Consider the following 19,753-nt stretch of genomic DNA (forward strand, 5'->3'; position numbering starts at 1 on the left):
ATAATAACTTAAGATTACTTACTTTTACTTCTTAGTTGTGGCAGTGGCAGTACTAGTGCTGAGGATTCTCAGGGTAGATTCTTAAAGTCTGTTATTAGTTTAGGTAATGACTTTTTAAATGTTTTTACTTCCCTTACTGATATGGTTGGAGGGGTTTGAGGATTTAATACTACTACTAAAAAATCTGATGTTGGGAACTATTTTAAGACTATAGAAAAAAGCTTAACAACAACTAAGACATCCCTTGAGAAAATTGTTTCTGACATGAAATCTGAGAATAATCCTAATGCTGATGCTACTGATATGGCAGTAAAAAAACTAGTTAGTGAATCACTTGATAAGATAATACAGGGTGCTAAGACTGCTAATGAGGCTATTGGTGATGCTGGTGACCTGCTTGCTAATGTTGCTGCTCAGGGTTCTGGTGGTGTTGCTGGAGATGTCGATAAATTAGTACAGGGTATTAAATCAATTGTAGACGTAGTTCTTAAAAATGAAGGTAAACATGATGCTGGTACTGCTAAAAAGGCTGATGATCTTGGAGATCGTGCTGCAGGTAATGCTCAGAATGGTGAAGCAGGTAAATTATTTACCAATGCTGCTATTGGTACTGATGTAAAGAAATCAGCTGCTGATGCCTCTAAAGCAGTTGGGGCTGTAACTGGTGCTGATATATTACAAGCTATGGTTAAAGAGAATGGTGATGCTGCTAAGTTAGCTAAAAATAATGATGGTAATGCTAATATTGGTGTTGCCCCTAAAGATGCGACTATAGCAGGAGGTATTGCACTGCGAGCAATGGCTAAGGATGGTAAATTTGCTACTGATGCTGCAGGTGATGCTGATGCTAAAAAAGCAGTAGAGGGAGCAGCTCTGAGCGCAGTAACTAAAGCATTAGATACTTTAACTATTGCTATAAGAAACACTATTGATGCAGGTCTTAAGACTGTTAAAGATGCTATGAAAATTAATCCTACTGATACCCCCATCACTACTGATATGCAGTTTACTGAAACTAAAAGTTAATAATCAGAATTAATAAAATATACATAACTAAATAAAGTCATTTGAGGAAAACTCTTCTTTTCATAAGAATTGTTTTCCTTTTAGTTATATTTAACTTTCCCTTAGTAAAAAAGGAAGGACTATAATAAGAAGAATGGATTAAGTAAGAGAATTAAAACTTAAATATAAGTATACTTATGACTTTATTTTTACTCTTATCTTGTAATACTTCAGGAAAAAATCTTAAAGGGGATGAAGTGGCTAAATCTGATGGCACTGTTATTGATTTAGCTAAAATAACTAAGAACATTACAGACACTGTTGCTTTTGCTAAAGGTGTTAAAGATGTTCATTCTTTAGTTAAATCCATTGACGAGCTCGCTAAAGCTATTGGTAAGAAAGTTGAGGCTGCTGGTGGTGCTACTGGTACTGTATCTAATAAGAATGCTTCTTTGGTGGCAGGAGCATATAATGTAATAGTTGCAGTAGAGACTAAGTTGGGAGAATTAGAGAAGAAAGTTGGGCTTTCTAGTGATTTGAAGGGTAAAGTTACTGCTGCAACAGCTGCAGGTACAAAATTTTTGACTGCGTTAAAGGGAGCAACTAATGAGATTGGGCAAGATGAGACTATTGATGAGAATGCAAAAAAAGCTATAAAGAAAGATAATGATGATAAAACTAAAGGAGCTGAAGAACTTCTTGCTTTAAACACAGCAATTGATGCGTTGTTAACGGCTGCTGATGCTGTAGTAACATCTGCTATTAATGAGCTTACAACCCCCGCTAAACCTTAACTAAGGGATAAATTATTATTATAAGATTAGTTTTTAATTAATCGTTATTTTCTTATAAAATAAAGTCTATAAATAATAAGCTAAGGGTTTTCTTCTCTTAGCTTTTTTTGTTCTTTTATTTCTTTCTTTACTTCCTTTACTACTTTGTTATACTTCTTTAGATTTCTTTGATTTCTTTTGTCTTTTAGACCAATATTTATTCATTGATTTTATCTTGTTTTATCTCTTAATAATAACTTAAGATTACTTACTTTTACTTCTTAGTTGTGGCAGTGGACAACAGTCGGTTGATTCTGCTAAGGGTGGCGGGGCAGCTACAGGAGGGAGCAGTTTAAGTTCAGTTCTAATGGATATAGGTAGAAGTGCTGAGAATGCTTTTTATTCATTTATAGAATTACTTTCCGGTACATTAGGCTTTACTGCTAAATCAACTACAAAGAAGAGTGATGTAGCTGGTTATTTTAGTAGCCTAGGTGCTAAACTTGGAGAAGCATCAGATGAATTAGAAAAGGTAGCAAAAAAGTCAGAGACAGATGTTGATAAAGGTGGTCTAAACAAGATAATTAAGGATGCAGTTGATACCGCTAAGGCTACTTTAATTACATTGAAAACACATTTAGAATATTTGGGACAAGTAGGTGATGCTAACAAGGTGGGTGATGCAGCAACTAATACTCAAGGAACAACACCAACTGATGTTGAATTAAAGAAAGCCCTGAAGGCTTTGCAGGAGATAGTAAAAGTAGCAAAGGAAAAAGGTGTGAAAGAGCCAGAGGCTGGAAATGTAGCAGTAAAAGTAGGTAATGCAGATAATAAAGATGGAGTTAAAATATTAGCTACAGATGCAGCATCATCAGTGGGAGATGCGGGTAAAGCCGCAGCAATAGTATCAAGTGTAAGTGGAGAGGAAATGCTGGCATCAATAATTGAATCAACAGAAAATAAAGCTGTGAAAATATCAAATAATGTAACTGCAAATACAACACCATTGGAATTTGCAAAAGGAGGTAATGGAGCTCATCTGGCACAAGATGCAGCGTTAGCGAGTGCAGTGAGTGGAGGTATAGCGTTACGCTCATTGGTTAAAGATGGTAAACTAGCTTCAGGAGCTGCAGATGGTAATGCTGGAGGAAAAGAAGAGGTGCAAAAAATAGGAATAACAGCAGCAAACAAACTATTGAGAGCAGTAGAGGATATAATTAAAAAGACAGTAAAGAATGTTCTTGAGCAAGCAAAAGCAAAAATAGATGAAGCAAGAACTCCAAAACCAGCAGCTTAGCAGTAAACTAGATAGTTAGATTAAATTGCTTAAAAATAAGATTAGAAGGTATGCTTAGAGATGTATCTAGGTTTCCTTCTTTTTGTTGTAAGGAAAATAATAAATTAAATAATAAAGAAAAAAAGAAAAACATTAAGTGCGTTATTAATGACTTTATTTTTACTTCTTAGCAGTGGCAGTGGCAGTGCTAGTGCTGAGGATCCTAAAACCACTTTCTTAACTTCTATTGCTAATTTAGGTAAGGGGTTCTTAGATGTTTCTACTTCTCTTTCTGATATGGTTTCTGGAGCTTTTGGTATTAAAGCTGACACTAAAAAATCTGATATTGGGAAATACTTTTCTGATATTGAAAAAACTATGACATCTGTTAAAGAGAAATTACAAACGGAAGTTGCTACTAATGGGAATTATGAGAAAGTTAAATCAGTTGTTGATACCTTTATCACTGACACATTAGACAAGATCGCTGATGGGGCTAAAGAAGCTGCTAAAGGGGCTACTGGTGATGCTATTGGTAATGCTACTTCTGCTGGACATGGGGCTACTGCTGCTAGCAAGGATTCAGTTGTTTCACTGGTTAAAGGGATTAAGACAATTGTTGATGTGGTTTTAAAGAAAGGTGAAGGTGATGCAGGTGCTACTAAAACAGGAGAAGGTGATAAAAAAGATATTGGCAAGTTGTTTGATGGAAAAAAAGATGATGCTAAAGAAGAAAATATTGCAAAAGCATCAGCTAGCATTGGTTCAGTGACCGGTGCTGACATCTTGCAAGCTATTGCTAAATCTACAGAAAATCCTAATGTTGATAATGCTAATGGAATTGAAAAAGCCAAAGATGCTGCTGAGATTGCTATTGCTAAGGCTGTTAACGACAAGAAAGAAATTAAAGAAGATTCAGCAAAAAAAGATGCAGTTATTGCTGCAGGAATAGCATTGCGTGCAATGGCTAAAGATGGTAAATTTGCTGCCAATGCTGAAAAAGATGCTAATGCAGTTAATGGTGTTGCTGCTAATGCTGTTGGTAAGACTTTAAGTACTCTTATTATTGCTATTAGAAATACTGTTGATAGTGGATTGAAGACAATAAGTGAAGCACTAGCAGCTCTTAAACAAGAAGATAAATCTTCAGATTCTACTACACCTGCAGATTCAACAGCTAATGGACGGCAATAATAAGTAATTATCAATAAAACATAACTAAATAAAGTCATTTGAGGAAAACTATTTCTCTATTCATGAGATTCGTTTTCCTTTTAGTTATGTCTAGCTTCCCCTTGAATAAAAAAGGAGGCACGTGATAATGAAAAGAATTACTTTATGTGCATTATTAATGACTTTATTTTTACTTATTTCTTGTAATACTTCAGGAAAAAATCTTAAAGAGGATGAAGTGGCTAAGCTTGATGGCACTGTTATTGATTTAGCAAAAGTAAGTGCAGAAATAAAAGAGACTACTGTCTTTGTGGCAGGTCTTAGAGAGGTGCAGGTTTTAGTTTTTTCAATAGATGATCTTGCTAAAGTAATTGGAAAAAAAATTGATGCTAATGGTAGTCTTGTTGATGATTCTAATCATCATGGACCATTGGTTTCTGGAGCATATCAAATTATAACTTCTGTAAATACAAAATTGAAAGCATTGGAATTAGAAGCTGAGAAATTTGATGGAATGAAGTCTAAGATTGTAGCTGCTAAGACTTTAGGGGAAGGATTTTTAACTAAATTGAAGACAGCTCATTCTGATATTGCTAAAAACGATGCTCAAGATACCGATGTAAAAAAAGCCCTAGTTAAAGATAATGATGATAAAACTAAGGGAGCTGAAGAACTTGGTAAACTAAACGCAGTAGTTAATGATTTGGTAAATTCAGCTAAAGAACTTGCAGAAAATGCAATCAAAAAACTTACAGTATCTGTCAAAAAGATTTCTACTCAATCAAGTTAAATAATTTAAGTAATGATTCTGAGATTAGTTTTTAATCAATCGTTATTTTCTTATAAAATAAAGTCTATAAATAATAAGCTAAGAGTTTTCTTCTCTTAGCTTTTTTTGTTTCTTTTATTCTTCCTTTACTACTTTATTTTTACTTCCTTTAGATTTCTTATGATTACTTTTAGCTTTTAGACTTATATTTATGATTTGATTTTACCTTATTTTAGAACTTAATAATAACTTAGATTACTTTTTAGCTGTGGGAGTGGACAACAGTCTGTTGATGCAGCTAATGGTGGCGGGGCAGCTACAGGAGGGAGCAGTTTAAGTGCAGTTCTAATAGATGTAGGTAGAAGTGCTGAGAATGCTTTTTATTCTTTTTTAGAATTACTCTCCGGTACATTAGGTTTAAGAGTAACTAAAGATACAAAGAAGAGTGATGTAGGGGGTTATTTTAACAGTTTAGGTGCGAAGCTTGGAGAAGCATCAGAAGAGTTAGAAAAGGTAGCAAAAAAGTCAGAAGGAGAAGGCGCTAAAGATGGACCAATAGCCGTAGCAATTAGAAGTGCAATTGATAAAGCTAAGACCACTTTAAACACATTAAAAGAGCATTTAGAGTCTTTAAAAAATATAGGTGATGTTAACAAGGTAGTTGAGGTAGTTAACAACCAAAACGGAGTAGCAGCAGATACAGAAAAATTAAAAATAGCCCTTAAGGCATTTCAAGGAATAGTTGAAACAGCTAAGACAGAAGGTGTTGAGGAACCAAAAAAGAGTGGGGTAACATTGGCCTCAAATTCAATAGGAGTTGATGCAAAAGATGGAGCTAGGGTTTTAACAGCAGGTGTTAATGCAGGAGCAGCAACGGGAGGTAAATCATCGTTAATAGTATCATCAGTGAGAGGTGAGGAAATGCTAGCATCAATAGTTTCGTCAACAGAAGATAATGCAGATACAGGAGTAGCAAATCAGGCAGATGGAGATACAACTGCGGTGGCATTTGCAAAAGGAGGAAATAATGCAGGTAATCTAGCAAAAGATACAGATAAATCATCAGCAGTAGCAGGAGGAATAGCACTGCGTTCGTTAGTTAAAGATGGTAAATTAGCTTCACATAATGATAACAGTGAAAAAGCAGTACAAGGAGCAGGAGTAACCGCAGCAAATAAGTTATTAGTAGCAGTAGAGGACGTAATTAAAAAGACAGTAAAGAAGGTTCTTGAGAAAGTAAAAGGAGAAATAGATAAAGCAAGAGCCCCAAAACCAACAGTTCAGTAATAAGATAGATAGTTAGATTAATTGCTTAAAAATAAGATTAGGAGGCAATCTTAGAGATAACTTTAGGATGCCTTCTATATTGTATTGTTGTAATAAAACTAATGCTGAGAAATTGGATGCTGAAAATAAGAATACTTTCTTAGATTCATTAGTTAAGATAGGTCAAGGATTTCAAGAGGTTTTTGGTATTTTTGGTAATGCTATTGGTGATGCTTTTGGACTTACAGCAGTTAAATCGGGTGACCAGAGAAGTAAAGTTGGTGAACACTTTAAGACTATAGGTGATGGACTTTCAACTACTAAGGAGAAGTTAAAAGAGCTATCAGATGAAATATCTGGAGCAAAAAATGCTAATGGGAGTACAATTAAATTAGTTGAGGATGCTATTAAAGGAGCAAATGATGTTTTTGATAAACTAATTGACTCTGTAACTAAATTATCTGGTGTAGCTAATGATGCTAGCCCAATTGGTGATAATGCAGCTAATGCTGCAGTGGCTGCTGATAAAGATAGTGTTGAAGCTATTATTAAAGAAGTTAAAGCTATTATTGAGACTGCTAAAGAATCAGGCGTAAAGATTGATTCCGGTAAAGCTGGTAGTCCAGTGGCTGCTAATGCTCAAACTGATGCTACTGCTGTGCTTACTGCCAATGCTGCTGCTGGTGCTAATGCTGGGCTTAAGCTAGCAGAGGAGGTATCTAAAGCTGATCCGTGGGCTATGATTGATAAGATCAAAGATTCTAAAACTACGGCTGGGAATCTTAATCAAAATAATAATTATGATGCTGGGGAATTGGCAACTGGTACTCCTAATCAAGCTAATGGTTCTAAAGCGGCTACTAATGCAGACCTAGCAGCTGCTGTTGCTCTTAAAGCTATGACTAAGACTGGTAAATTTAGTGCTAATGCTGCAGATGATGGCGCAGTTAAAGCTGCTGCTGTAACTGCTGTAAATAAGGTATTAGGAATACTTGATTTGATAATTAGGAAAACAGTATCAAGCAATCTAAATAAGATAAGAGAAGCTGTTAAGGGAATACAATATTCTGAAACTACTATTGAATCAACTGAAGCTAGTTCTACTCAACCTACTGTTACTAAATAAATTATCTAATTAAATAATCTAAATAAAGTCATTTAAGGAAAACTATTTCTTCATAAGAATTGTTTTCCTTTTAGTTATATCTAACTTCCCCTTAGTAAAAAAGGGAAGGACTATAATATGAAGAATGGATTAATTGAGAGAATTAAAACTTAAATATAAGTATACTTATGACTTTATTTTTACTTCTTAGCTGTGGCAGTGGACAACAATCACTTGATTCTGCTAATGGTGGCGGGGCAGCTACAGGAGGGAGCAGTTTAAGTTCAGTCCTCATGGATATAGGTAGAAGTGCTGAGAATGCTTTTTATTCGTTTTTAGATTTACTTTCCGGTACATTAGGATTGAGAGTAACTAAAGATACAAAGAAGAGTGATGTAGCTGGTTATTTTAGTAGCCTAGGTGCTAAGCTTGGAGTAGCGTCAAAGGAGTTAGAAGAGGTAGTAGTTAAAGCAACATCAGGTGTTGATACAAGCGATGCATCTAAAAATCCTATTAAAGTCGCTATTGATACTGCTAAGGCTACTTTAAGCACATTAAAAACTCATTTAGATTCTTTAAAAGATATAGGTGATGATAACAAAGTTGTTGATGTAACAGTCAGCCAAAGCGGAGTAGCGGCAAATCAAGCTAAATTGGAATCAATATATGATGCATTGAAAGGAATAGTAACAGCAGCTACTACAGAAGGTATTGCAGAACCAAAAAAAAGTACTGTAAAAGTAATTAACACATCATTAGGAGGAACTAATCCAGAAAATGGAGCTAAGGTTTTAACATCAGGTGCTGTGGCAGGAGGAGATGCGGGACTGGAAGCAGCAACAATAGTGTCAACGGTGAGTGGTGAAGAAATATTAGCAGCTATTGTTGGATCTTCAAAGTCAGATGCAGCTGGAACAATATCAAGCAATGTAAATCAGGATACAAGTGCACTAAAGTTTGCAAAAGGAGGAGCTACTGCATCTCACTTAGCACAAACTTCAGCATTGGCAGGTGCTGTAAGTGGAGGAATAGCGTTACGTTCATTAGTTAAAGATGGTAAATTAGCTTCTCATTCTGGTAACGATAACAAAGCAGTACAATCAGCAGGAATAACAGCGGTAAATAAACTGTTGGTAGCAGTAGAGGATGTAATTAAGAAGACAGTAAAAAATGTGCTTAAAACAGCAAAAGACAAAATAGATGAGGCAAGAGCTCCAAAAGAAGCAGGTCAGCAGTAAAATAGATAGTTAAATTAATTACTTAAAATTAAGATTAGAAGGCAAGCTTATCTCTAAGTCTGTCTTCTTTTTTGTTGTAATTTAACTTAAGAATTTAAATTGGATGCTGAATCTAAAAATACTTGCTTTGATTCTTTAGTTAAGATAGGTCATGGGTTTTACGAGATTTTTGGTATTTTTGGTAATGCTATTGGTGATGCTTTGGGACTTACAGCAGTTAAATCGGGTGACCAGAAAAGTAAAGTTGGTGAACACTTTAAGACTATAGGAAATGGACTTACAACTACTAAGAATAAGTTAAAAGAGCTATCAGGTGAAATATCTGAAGCAAAGAATGCTAATAGCAGCACAATTGAATCTGTTAAGAGTGCAATTATCAGTGCTAGTGATATCTTTGAAAGACTAATTACTGCTCTAACTACACTTGCTGGAGTAACTAATGATGGTGCTGAGATTGGTGATACTGCTAATGCTGCTGCAGTTGCTGCTGATGAAAATAGTGTAAAAGCTATAATTGAGAATGTAAAGACAATTATTGAGGTAGCAGATAGGTCTGGAGTAAAGATTAATGCTGGAGATTCTGGTGGTCAAGTAGCCGGTGGTGATGCTACTGCACCTGCTGCACTTGTTGGTAAAGCCAATGCTGCAGCACCCGATGCTAATTCTGGTCCTGCTCTAGCAGAGGAGGTATCTAAAGCTGATCCATGGGCTATGATTGATAAAATAAAAAATGCTAAGGTTACTGATGCTGCTAATACTGATGACAATAATGATGCTGCTACACTAGCTACTAAATTACCTAATGCTGCGAATAAGAATGGTGCGGTTACTAATGCAGACTTAGCAGCTGCTGTTGCTCTTAAGGCTATGACTAAGACTGGTAAATTTAGTAATGCTGCTAATGAGGCTGGAGCAGTTAAAGCCGCAGCTATAACTGCTGTAAATAAGGTATTAGGAATACTTGACTTGATAATTAGGAAAACAGTAGCAAGCAATTTAAATAAGATAAGAGAAGCTGTTAAGGGAATACAGTACTTTGAAACTACTACTGAATCAACTGAAGCTAGTACTACTCAAGCTACTGCTACTAAATAAATTGTCTATTAAATAATCTAAATAAAGTCATTTGAGGAAAACGGTTCTTATGAAAAGAAAAGTTTTCCTCAAATGACTTTATTTTTACTTCTTGGCTGTGACAGTGGTACTACTAGTGCTGAGGATTCTCAGGGTAGATTCTTAAAGTCTGTTATTAGTTTAGGTAATGACTTCTTAAATGTTTTTACTTCCCTTTCTGATATGGTTGGAGGGGTTTTAGGGTTTAATACTACTACTAAGAAGTCTGATGTTGAAAACTACTTTAAGACTATAGAAAAAAGCTTAACAACAACTAAGACATCCCTTGAGAAAATTGTTTCTGACATGAAATCTGAAAAGAATCCTAATGCAGAGGCTACTGATACGGCAGTGAAAAAACTAGTTAGTGAAATACTTAATAAAATAATTGAAGGAGCTAAGACTGCTAGTGAGGTTATTGGTGATGCTGGCGACCCAATTGGTAATGTTGGTGCTAATAATGCTGCTGGTGTTGTTGGGACTGAAGTCGATAAATTAGTTAAGGGTATTAAAGATATAGTAGCTGTGGTACTTAAAGAAGGAAATCCTGAGGCGGGTACTGATAAAAAAGCCGAGGATCTTAGCGCAAGAACAGCTAATGGTAATGGTGAAGCAGGTAAATTATTTGCTGCTAATGCTGGTGATGATGCTAATGCAAAAAAGGTTGCAGCTGATGCAGCTAAGGCTGTTGGGGCTGTAACTGGCGCTGACATCTTGAAAGCCATGATTAAAAATGGTGCTAATTCTGCTGTTGAGGCTGCCAAGGCTAATGCTAAAGATGGAACTATTGCAGGTGCTATTGCATTAACAGCTATGGCTAAGGATGGTAAATTTGCTGGTCCTACTGCTGATAGTGTTGATTATGTTACTGCTGCTAAAGGAGCAGCAATAAGCGCAGTAACTAAAGCATTGGGTACTTTAACTATTGCTATAAGAAATACTGTTGACGTGGGACTTAAAACTGTTAAAGATGCTATGAAATTTAATTCTACTGATACCCCTGTAACTACTGATAATACAACCTCTGAAACTAAAAAATAATCACAGAATTAATAACAAATACATAACTAAATAAAGTCATTTGAGGAAAACTATTTCTCTATTCATGAGATTCGTTTTCCTTTTAGTTGTATCTTGCCCTCCTGAGGTAATAAGGAGGCACGTGATAATGAAAAGAATTACTTTATGTGCGTTATTAATGACTTTATTTTTACTCTTATCTTGTAATACTTCAGGAAAAAATCTTACAGATGATGAAGTGGCTAAATCTGATGGCACTGTTATTGATTTAGCTAAAATAACTAAGAACATCAAAGACTCTGTTGCTTTTGCTAAGAGTGTTACAGAAGTTCATTCTTTAGTTAAGTCCATTGATGAGCTTGCTAAAGCTATTGGTAAGAAAATTCAGAATCAAGATACACTTGGTACTGATAGTGGTAAAAATACTGCATTGATAGCAGGAGTTTTTAGTATCACATTAGATATAGTAAAAAAATCAAAAGCTTTGCAAATTTCAGAATTTATTAAAGATCAACAAAATTTAACCCAAAAAGTTAGTGGTGTTACGACTGCAGCTGAAGCATTTATAAATAAGTTGAAAAATAAAACTGGTGAGTTAGCGGTTGATAGTGGAGCAACTACTGATGATAATGCACAAAAAGCTATAGATAGAAATGGTAAGCCTAGTGGGGAGAATGGAGCAAAAGAGCTTGGTGATTTAAATACAGCAGTTGATACTTTGTTAAAAGATGCTGAAGCTGCAGTAACGTCTGCAATTAAGGAGCTTTCAACTTCTGTTAAACCCTCTAACTAAAGATAAATTATTATTATAAGATTAGTTTTTAATTGATCGTTATTTTCTTATAAAATAAAGTCTATAAATAATAAGCTAAGAGTTTGCTTCTCTTAGCTTTTTTTGTTCTTTTATTTCTTTATTTACTTCCTTTACTACTTTGTTATACTTCTTATGATTCCTTTGATTTCTTTTTTCTTTTGGTCCTTATATTTATTCATTGATTTTATCTTGTTTTATCATTTGATGATAATTTATATTGCTTATTTGTAATTTTATTTTTACTTTTTAGTTGTGGCAGTGGTACTACTGGTGCTGAGGATCCTAAAACCACATTCTTAAACTCTATTGCTAATTTAGGTAAAGGGTTCTTAGATGTTTTTACTTCTCTTAGTGATATGGTTGCTGGAGCCTTTGGTATTAATGCTGAGACTAAGAAATCTGACATTGGTAACTATTTCACTTCTATTGAAAACACTATGACATCTGTTAAAGAGAAGTTACAAGATCAAGTTACTAAAAATGGGAATTATGAGAAAGTTAAGACAGTTGTTGATAAGTTTATCACTAACACATTAGACAAGATCGCAGAAGGAGCAAAGGAAGCTGCTAAAGGGGCCACTGGTAGCGATGCTATTGGTGGTGCTACTACTGCTGGTCAAGATGCTGTAGCAGCAGACACTACAAGTGTTAACTTACTTGTTAAAGGGATTAAAGAAATAGTTGGTGTGGTTTTGAAAGATGGTGATGGAGATGCTACTAAAACCAAAGATGAACAGCAAAAAACAATTGGTAAGTTACTTGGTGCTAACGCTAATAGTACTGATGCAGAGGCAGCAGCAGCTAGTGCTTCAATCGGAGCTGTAACTGGGGCTGATATCTTACAATCTATTGCTAAGTCTGGTGAGACTGCTAATAATGATGTTGAGATTGAAAAAGCAAAAAATGCTGCTGAGATTGCTGCTGCCAAGAAAGAGGCTAATAAAGAAATTAAAGATGAAGCACAAAAGGATGCAGTTATTGCTGCTGGAATAGCTCTAAGAGCAATGGCTAAGGATGGTAAATTTGCTGCTAAGACTGAAGAGAAATCTGCCAATGCAGTTAATGGTGTTGCTGCTAGTGCTGTAAACAAAACATTAAGTACGCTAATAATAGCAATAAGAAATACTATTGATAGTGGGTTAAAGACAAGCAGTGATGCACTAGCAGCTGTTAAACAAGAAGATAAATCTGCAGATGTTAATACACCTGTAGATGCAGCAACTAGTGGACAATAATAAATTATTATCAATAAAATATGCATAACTAAATAAAGTCATTTGAGGAAAACTCTTCTCTTCATAAGAATTGTTTTCCTTTTATCTATATATTTGTAATAATACTCATATTTAAATAGTACTGATATCAATTTTAATAACATATGATTAGTTTAAACTAATTAATAAACTAAAGAAAATATACACTAAATATTTATGTTATAGTTAGGTACCCTCTTAAATCATATTTTACTAACATAAGGTTCCTATAACAGTTAACATATTATATAATAATTACATAAGGAGTGTTTTATGGGACTTGCTCAACCAGTAGTTACTCAACAAATGGTTATAGCTGAACTTACTAAAGCTGGTATAAATAGAGATATTGCTATTGATCTCTCTTACAGATATTATAAAAATGAGCTTACGCACAAGGATATTGAGTATTTAGAGACTACTTTTAACCTTAAGCTTGAAAAGGTAGAAGCAACTTTACAAGCCGATATTAGAGACCTTGATAATAAAATTGACAACGTTAGAAATGAGTTAAAATCTGATATTAGAGACTTGGATAACAAAATTGATTCTGTTGAGAATAATCTTAACATCAAGATTGATAACGTTAAAAGTGAATTAAAATCTGACATTAGAGACCTTGATAACAAAATTGATTCTGTTGAGAATAATCTTAACATCAAGATTGATACTAAATTCAATGAACTTGATAATAAGATTGATAACGTTAGAGGTGAATTAAAATCTGACATTAAAGATCTAGATACTAAAATCGATACTGTTGAGAATAATCTTAACATCAAAATTGATACTAAGTTCAATGAACTTGATAATAAGATTGATACTGTTAGAATTGAATTGAAATCTGATATTAAAGACTTGGATAATAAAATTGATGTTAACAAAATGGAACTTAAGAGTACATTAAGACTTCATGGTTGGATGTTTGGAACTCTAATTACCCTTAATATAGGAATATTCTTAGCATTAATGTCATTATTAGTAAAGTAGATTTATTTAATTGAGATATTATCAATTATTTTTTTTTATCAAAATCATTTAATTTTTCGTTAACAACAATCAATATGGTTTATTGTTATATCATTTCGAAGTCTTTTTTGCCTCTTAAAAAGTAATAAGGAGGCACGTGATAATGAAAAGAATTACTTTATGTGCGTTATTTTTGACTTTATTTTTACTTCTTGGCTGTGGCAGTGGTACTACTAAGATGGAAGATCCTCAGAGTAGGTTCTTAAAGTCTGTGATTAGTTTAGGTAATGATTTCTTAAATGTTTTTACTTCCCTTTCTGATATGGTTGGAGGGGTTTTAGGTTTTAATACTACTACTAAAAAATCTGATGTTGGGAACTATTTTAAGACTATGCATGATACTCTTTCATCTACTAAGACATCTCTTGAGAAAATTGTTGCTGACATGAAATCTGATAATAATCCTAATGCAGAGGCTACTGATACCGCTGTAAAATCTCTAATTACTAATACTCTTGATCAAATAATCCAGGGTGCTAAGACTGCTAGTGAGGCTATTGGTACTGATAGTAATGACCTGCTTGGTAATGTTGCTGCTCAGAATAACGGTGGTGCTGCTGGTAGTGAAGTCGATAAACTAGTAAAGGGTATTAAATCAATTGTAGATGTGGTACTTGGTGAAAAAAAAGGAAATTCCGATGCTGGGGATGATAAAAAGGCTAGTGATGGTTCTACTGCAAGAACCGCTGCTGCTGGGGATGGTGAATCAGGTAAATTATTTGCTACTGGTGCGGGAGCTGTTGGTGATGTTAACAATTCAAAAAAGGTTGCAGCTGATGCTGCTAAAGCTGTTGGGGCTGTAACTGGCGCTGACATTTTACAAGCTATGATTAAGGATGATGGTGATGCTGTTAAATTAGCTACTTCTCAGAATGCTGGAGCTGCCCCTAAAGATGCTACTATTGCAGGAGGTATAGCACTGCGAGCGATGGCTAAGAATGGTAAATTTGCTGGTCCTAGTGCTGCTGCTGATGATGCTGTTACTGCAGTTAAAGGTGCAGCAATAAGTGCAGTTACTAAAGCATTAGATACTTTAACAATAGCAATAAGAAATACTATTGACTCAGGCCTTAAAACTATTAAAGATGCTATGAATATTAATCCTACTGATACTACTTTAACTAATGATAATCAGGCTTCTGAAGCTAAGAAAAACTAGTTAGAATTTAATAACAATATACATAACTAAATAAAGTCATTTGAGGAAAACTTTTCTTTTCATAAGAATTGTTTTCCTTTTGTGTTTATATAGTCTTTCTGAGGTAAAAAGGAGGCACGTGATAATGAAAAGAATTACTTTATGTGCGTTATTTTTGACTTTATTTTTACTTCTTAGTTGTGGCAGTGGACAACAGTCGGTTGATTCGGCTAATGGTGGCGGGGCAGCTACAGGAGGGAGCAGTTTAAGTTCTGTTCTCATGGATGTAGGTAGAAGTGCTAAGAATGCTTTTTATGCATTTTTAGAGCTACTTTCTGGTACATTAGGTTTTACTGCTAAATCAACTACAAAGAAAGAGGATGTAGGAGGGTATTTTAACAGCTTAGGTGCTAAGCTTGGAGACGCATCAACAGAATTAGAAAAGATAGCAAAAAGTCAGAGACAGAGCTTGATAAAGGTGAGCTAAACAAGATAATTAGAAGTGCAGTTGATTCTGCTAAGTCTATTTTAAACACATTAAAAACTCATTTGGACTCTTTAAAAGATATCGGTGATGCTAAACCAGTAGGTGAGGCTGCAAGTAATGCTCAAGGCACAGCACCAACTGATGTTGAATTAAAGAAAGTATATAATGCATTGAAAGGAATTGTAGAAGAAGCAGGTAAGGTAGGTGTTCCAAAGCCAGAAGCTGGAAATGTAGCAGTAAAAGTAGGTAATGCAGATAATAAAGATGGAGTAAAAGTCTTAGCTGCAGGTGCTAATGCAGGAGCAGCTGTGGGAGATAAAGCCGCAGCAATAGTAGCAGCAGTTAGTGGTGAAGAAATATTAGCTTCAATAGTTAAGTCACAAGAAAGTGATGCTGATGCAGCACTAGCAGTTGATGCAACTGCACAGACAAGTGCACTAAAGTTTGCAAGAGGAGGAAGTGATACAGGTCAGTTAGCAAAAGATGTAGCTAAAGCAGCAGCTGTAGCAGGAGGTATAGCATTACGTTCTTTAGTTAAGGATGGTAAATTAGCTGCGAATAATAATGATGATGACAAAGTAGTACAAGCAGTAGGAGTAAGTGCAGTAAATAAGTTATTGGTATCAATAGAGGATATAATTAAGAAGGCAGTAAAAGAATGTTCTTGAGAAAGCAAAAGAAAAAAATAGATAAAGCTAGATCCCCAAAACCAGCAGCTCAGCAGTAAAATAGATAGTTAGATTCATTACTTAAAATTAAGATTAGAAGGCAAACTTATCTCTAAGTCTGCCTTCTATATTAGTTGTAATGAAATTAAAAAGTTGAATAGTTCGGTAGTAATGCAGAGAATCTTCAAACCGTATTTTAACCTCTTATAGTTAATTTAGTTTATTTGTTCCTGTAGCAATCTTGTTTAATGTTAAGAAAGGTTAAGATAAATCTGTTTATGCAGCTAATGGTGTTGTTATTAGTGCTAATTCTAAGACATTTAATCTATCGCAAGAACTGTTTTTAGTGCTTGTAAAGTAATTTCAACAGTATTTTTAATAGCAATTAGAAGATATACTAAACGATTAAATAATAAAATAAATCTTGAAATGCTATTACACCTGCAATTTTAACAGTTAACATAAATAACTAGTACAAAATAAATATATAACTAAATAAAGTCATTTGAGGAAAACTATTCTTTTTATAAGATTCGTTTTCCTCAAATGACTTTATTTATATAGATATTTGTACTAAAGATAAGACAGTAACTTTTATTCAGTTCCATATTAATTAGGTGTAAGTAAGTATTATGAGATTAGTTTTGATTAGTAAGTGAGTAAAATTATTCTGAAAGTAAAGGTAGGAACCAGGTTTCTTAGTTTTTGTTTTTATTGAATGATATGTTTACTTTAGTTAATTGTTTTTTGATTATTTATTTTTTAAGTTTAAATTGGATGTGATTGATTACAAGTTTTAGATTAAGATTATATTTTTGTTCTTTATTGTATAAATTTACTTATTAAAATAATTTTGAATTACCTTTAATTATTACAGAATAGAATAATTGAGGTTTTATGGAATTTATTTTTGTTATTTAAAATAAAAGGGTGTACATTTGTCAGTAATTATTGTATTTCAATATCGAGATTCAATAATTAAATAATCTAATATCCCAGGAGGGAGATATGAAGAGAAATATTTTATCAGTATGTATGTTAGCATTATTATGTTTGTTATCATGTGATATGAATGCCCTTAATGATTTATTAAATGAAGTAAGGGAAAAGGTTTTAGATGAAAGCAAAGATAATAAATATTTAAACCATGAACAAGGAAATCAGGAACAAAAAGAAGTTGTTATAGATTCTCTTGAAGAAGGAGTAGAAATACAACAAGACATGGAAGTAAAACCTGTTAATGCGGGATTTGAGGTGTTTAGGCAAGAGTATCCATACTATCCTCAAGAAGAAGTAATAAAAATAGAAGAAAAAGATTTAGTTCCAAGTACTGAATCCGAAAAAGAAGCACAAGCAGAAATTGAAAAAGTAAAAGGTGCTCTTGGAGATTCTGGATTCCAGCAATTAATTAAGAATGCACTTGAGCTTAAAGATAGATGTGAGCGAGGAAGAGCTGATTTTTATGATATAATGGGAAAAATTCAGAGTGAAAGAATATCACTAACCAAAAAGCGTAAGGAAAATATAGAAAAGATAAGAAAGTTAACTCAATTGCAAAATAAGTTAAATGATGAAAGGTCTAATCTCGAGAGGCTTATGAATGAAGTTGAGGTTGGACTTAATGAAAGAAGTTCTGCAAAATATTTTTTTGAAGATTCTGAAAAGATTTTAAAAGAAGCTATTACTGACAGATTAAGAAATAACAAACGTAGAAGTTACTGGTCAAGAAGAGGGAATGGTGATTTTCTAGCTAGAAAGGCACGAAGTAATGCGGAAAGTTCTTTAGAACAACTAGAATCTTCTTCTGTGAAGTTAATTGAAGCAATGGCAAAGATAAAAGAAATAGAAGAACTTATTAGTGAGGCAAAGTCTGCTCTAGGTAATCTTTCAAGATAGAGACTGAAAAATTTAAATATTTTATAATATTAGTATTTTCAAGAAGAGTTCCTTTATAAGGGACCTTCTTTAATTTTATTTAAATAAGTTTCTAAAAACTATATAATGATTTAAATTGAATAACTAGTGAATTATTTTAAGGTGTTGAGGTGTAATTGTTTTGAATACTGATATTGAGAGAGAAGATTTATTAAATAAGGAATATAAGGTTTTAGATAAAGGCTTTATCAAACTTGTTGATTATATGGGTAGTGAGGAGAGAATATTGAATGCAGCAAGGATTTCATATCGAGGTGAGAGAATTAGGAGGACAGATGCTGAACTTATAGATTATTTAGTTAGAAATGAGCACACAAGTCCATTTGAACAAGTGGTTTTTACATTTTATATTAAGGCTCCTATATTTGTTGCAAGGCAATGGATGAGACATAGAACAGCAAGGATTAATGAAGTATCTGGTTCATATAGTTTTCTTAGAGAAGAGTTTTATGTGCCTTTAGAGGAGGATCTAAAAATACAAAATATTGAGAGTAATCAAATTGAAGCTAATTTTGCAAAGAATGTGTTAAGTGATTTAAGAGAGAGTCAAAAAACTTGTTACAAGTTATATCAAGATATGATAAATAGTAATGTTTCAAAGAAGTTTCTAGAATAGCTTTACCTTTAAGCTTGTATACTGAATGGTATTGGCAGATTGATTTAAATAATCTTTTTCATTTTATCAAATTAAGGTTGGCATTAAATGAATCGAAAGAGGTTAGTGAAAATTCATCAAAAGAGATGAGTGAATATGCCAAAATATTGCTTGATGTTATTGAAAAGCTTGTGCCTATTGCTACTAAAAGTTTTAAGAATCATATCTTAAAAGGGTGTAGGTTGTCTTATGAAGAGATAATAGCTATTTCTGGTGCATTAAATATTAGTAAACTCAAATTGGATGATAAGGCATTAAATAGATTAAAAGATAAGCTTAATATTAAATAATAAAAATAAAGTTTTTCTATTATTCTGTTGAATAACAGTAATAATGAGATATACTTTATAAAAAGTAAGTTGATGTTGGATTTTGTGTGTGAGAGAGAAGATAAATTTTATATATAGAATTGTATTTATATTTTGTATAATTTGTTTTGTAAGTTGTGAATTATTTAAAAATTCTGATAATAAAGGTGATTTATTTCAAAATCTAGGGCATGTTAATTTAAAGTCAGATTGGAGAGATAATCTTAAGCTTAATAAAGAAGAGTTTGATACATTAACTTTTTTGTTAATGCGTTAAAAAATGAATTACCTAAGGGTGGTTCAAGTCATTTTGATATTTATTTACAAGGAGATGTATCTAAAATAGAGGGATATATTAAAAGGTTTTTATTAAAACTGAATGATAAGGGAAAAGTTAAAGAATTACTTAAGCATATTAAATATGGCAAAGATAATCCACTTAATATAGAGGGTAGAGATGAAAAGCTTAATATAGATGCAAAAGATTATTATAAAATAGAGAAAAGACTCACTGATGTTTTTGATAATTATTTTATGTTTTTAAATCCTCCTAGTTCTCCTTCAGGACCACCTCCTCTTATTGAAAACGATCCTGAAGAGAAAGTATTTGAATCAATTAAAAAAGTGTGTTATGAGCATAGACATAGAAATAAAAACTAAATCGTACAGAATGAGATTTTTAAGATTAGCTTAACTAGTATTTTATACTATTAAAAACTAAACTA

Annotated in this window: 13 protein-coding genes and 6 pseudogenes; all 19 read left to right on the forward strand. The window is 33.3% G+C overall.

Annotation, left to right across the window (positions count from 1 at the left end; genetic code table 11):
• Positions 1 to 18 precede the first annotated feature (18 nt).
• Positions 19 to 1,026: pseudogene (locus bpuSUM_RS09480) on the forward strand (variable large family protein); the annotation flags it as partial.
• 176 nt (positions 1,027 to 1,202) lie between these two features.
• Positions 1,203 to 1,799 (forward strand): Vsp/OspC family lipoprotein, encoded by a 597-nt coding sequence (locus bpuSUM_RS09485; protein WP_247068261.1) that lies wholly within the window; start codon positions 1,203 to 1,205, stop codon positions 1,797 to 1,799.
• Positions 1,800 to 2,046: 247 nt separating this feature from the next.
• Positions 2,047 to 3,078, forward strand: a pseudogene (locus tag bpuSUM_RS09490) (variable large family protein); the annotation flags it as partial.
• A gap of 147 nt (positions 3,079 to 3,225) precedes the next feature.
• Complete coding sequence (locus bpuSUM_RS09495; RefSeq protein ID WP_247068270.1) at positions 3,226 to 4,251, forward strand: variable large family protein; 1,026 nt, start codon at positions 3,226 to 3,228, stop codon at positions 4,249 to 4,251.
• Between the two features lie 127 nt (positions 4,252 to 4,378).
• The gene (locus bpuSUM_RS09500; RefSeq protein ID WP_247068272.1) at positions 4,379 to 5,020 is read left to right on the forward strand and encodes a Vsp/OspC family lipoprotein; all 642 of its coding nucleotides are present in this window, start codon (positions 4,379 to 4,381) and stop codon (positions 5,018 to 5,020) included.
• Positions 5,021 to 5,254: 234 nt separating this feature from the next.
• A pseudogene (locus bpuSUM_RS09505) lies at positions 5,255 to 6,286 on the forward strand (variable large family protein); the annotation flags it as partial.
• Positions 6,287 to 6,353: 67 nt separating this feature from the next.
• Positions 6,354 to 7,391 carry a variable large family protein gene (locus bpuSUM_RS09510; protein ID WP_430644698.1) on the forward strand — a complete coding sequence of 346 codons (1,038 nt, stop codon included), beginning with the start codon at positions 6,354 to 6,356 and terminating at the stop codon, positions 7,389 to 7,391.
• A 167-nt stretch (positions 7,392 to 7,558) separates the two neighbouring features.
• Positions 7,559 to 8,608, forward strand: a complete 1,050-nt coding sequence (locus bpuSUM_RS09515) for a variable large family protein (RefSeq protein ID WP_247068275.1) — start codon at positions 7,559 to 7,561, stop codon at positions 8,606 to 8,608.
• A 96-nt stretch (positions 8,609 to 8,704) separates the two neighbouring features.
• A pseudogene (locus tag bpuSUM_RS09520) lies at positions 8,705 to 9,703 on the forward strand (variable large family protein); the annotation flags it as partial.
• Positions 9,704 to 9,775: 72 nt separating this feature from the next.
• Positions 9,776 to 10,762, forward strand: coding sequence for a variable large family protein (locus bpuSUM_RS09525; RefSeq protein ID WP_247068278.1), 987 nt, complete (start codon positions 9,776 to 9,778; stop codon positions 10,760 to 10,762).
• 127 nt (positions 10,763 to 10,889) lie between these two features.
• The gene (locus tag bpuSUM_RS09530; protein WP_247067987.1) at positions 10,890 to 11,534 is read left to right on the forward strand and encodes a Vsp/OspC family lipoprotein; all 645 of its coding nucleotides are present in this window, start codon (positions 10,890 to 10,892) and stop codon (positions 11,532 to 11,534) included.
• A gap of 251 nt (positions 11,535 to 11,785) precedes the next feature.
• Entirely contained in the window at positions 11,786 to 12,790 is a 1,005-nt protein-coding gene (locus bpuSUM_RS09535) for a variable large family protein (RefSeq protein WP_247068019.1), read from the forward strand.
• A 291-nt stretch (positions 12,791 to 13,081) separates the two neighbouring features.
• On the forward strand, positions 13,082 to 13,798 hold the full coding sequence (gene bdr, locus bpuSUM_RS09540; RefSeq protein ID WP_247067996.1) for a Bdr family repetitive protein: 717 nt from the start codon (positions 13,082 to 13,084) through the stop codon (positions 13,796 to 13,798).
• 142 nt (positions 13,799 to 13,940) lie between these two features.
• Entirely contained in the window at positions 13,941 to 14,996 is a 1,056-nt protein-coding gene (locus tag bpuSUM_RS09545) for a variable large family protein (RefSeq protein WP_247067998.1), read from the forward strand.
• 124 nt (positions 14,997 to 15,120) lie between these two features.
• Positions 15,121 to 16,189: pseudogene (locus bpuSUM_RS09550) on the forward strand (variable large family protein).
• 949 nt (positions 16,190 to 17,138) lie between these two features.
• Entirely contained in the window at positions 17,139 to 18,026 is an 888-nt protein-coding gene (locus bpuSUM_RS09555; RefSeq protein ID WP_247068000.1) for a P12 family lipoprotein, read from the forward strand.
• Between the two features lie 160 nt (positions 18,027 to 18,186).
• Positions 18,187 to 19,010: pseudogene (gene thyX, locus bpuSUM_RS09560) on the forward strand (FAD-dependent thymidylate synthase).
• A gap of 88 nt (positions 19,011 to 19,098) precedes the next feature.
• Entirely contained in the window at positions 19,099 to 19,305 is a 207-nt protein-coding gene (locus bpuSUM_RS10025) for a hypothetical protein (protein ID WP_247068078.1), read from the forward strand.
• A 257-nt stretch (positions 19,306 to 19,562) separates the two neighbouring features.
• Positions 19,563 to 19,688 carry a hypothetical protein gene (locus bpuSUM_RS10030; RefSeq protein ID WP_347343318.1) on the forward strand — a complete coding sequence of 42 codons (126 nt, stop codon included), beginning with the start codon at positions 19,563 to 19,565 and terminating at the stop codon, positions 19,686 to 19,688.
• Positions 19,689 to 19,753: the final 65 nt, after the last annotated feature.

The sequence above is a fragment of the Borrelia puertoricensis genome, assembly GCF_023035875.1.
Lineage (GTDB): Bacteria > Spirochaetota > Spirochaetia > Borreliales > Borreliaceae > Borrelia > Borrelia puertoricensis.

Bases quoted from the DNA above. Each gene is read 5' to 3' on its own strand.
- bpuSUM_RS09500 (WP_247068272.1), top strand. From the start codon at position 4,379: ATGAAAAGAATTACTTTATGTGCATTATTAATGACTTTATTTTTACTT.
- bpuSUM_RS09555 (WP_247068000.1), top strand. From the start codon at position 17,139: ATGAAGAGAAATATTTTATCAGTATGTATGTTAGCATTATTATGTTTG.
- bpuSUM_RS09530 (WP_247067987.1), top strand. From the start codon at position 10,890: ATGAAAAGAATTACTTTATGTGCGTTATTAATGACTTTATTTTTACTC.
- bpuSUM_RS09525 (WP_247068278.1), top strand. From the start codon at position 9,776: ATGACTTTATTTTTACTTCTTGGCTGTGACAGTGGTACTACTAGTGCT.
- bdr (WP_247067996.1), top strand. From the start codon at position 13,082: ATGGGACTTGCTCAACCAGTAGTTACTCAACAAATGGTTATAGCTGAA.
- bpuSUM_RS09485 (WP_247068261.1), top strand. From the start codon at position 1,203: ATGACTTTATTTTTACTCTTATCTTGTAATACTTCAGGAAAAAATCTT.
- bpuSUM_RS09515 (WP_247068275.1), top strand. From the start codon at position 7,559: ATGACTTTATTTTTACTTCTTAGCTGTGGCAGTGGACAACAATCACTT.
- bpuSUM_RS10030 (WP_347343318.1), top strand. From the start codon at position 19,563: ATGTTTTTAAATCCTCCTAGTTCTCCTTCAGGACCACCTCCTCTTATT.
- bpuSUM_RS09545 (WP_247067998.1), top strand. From the start codon at position 13,941: ATGAAAAGAATTACTTTATGTGCGTTATTTTTGACTTTATTTTTACTT.
- bpuSUM_RS09510 (WP_430644698.1), top strand. From the start codon at position 6,354: ATGCCTTCTATATTGTATTGTTGTAATAAAACTAATGCTGAGAAATTG.
- bpuSUM_RS09495 (WP_247068270.1), top strand. From the start codon at position 3,226: ATGACTTTATTTTTACTTCTTAGCAGTGGCAGTGGCAGTGCTAGTGCT.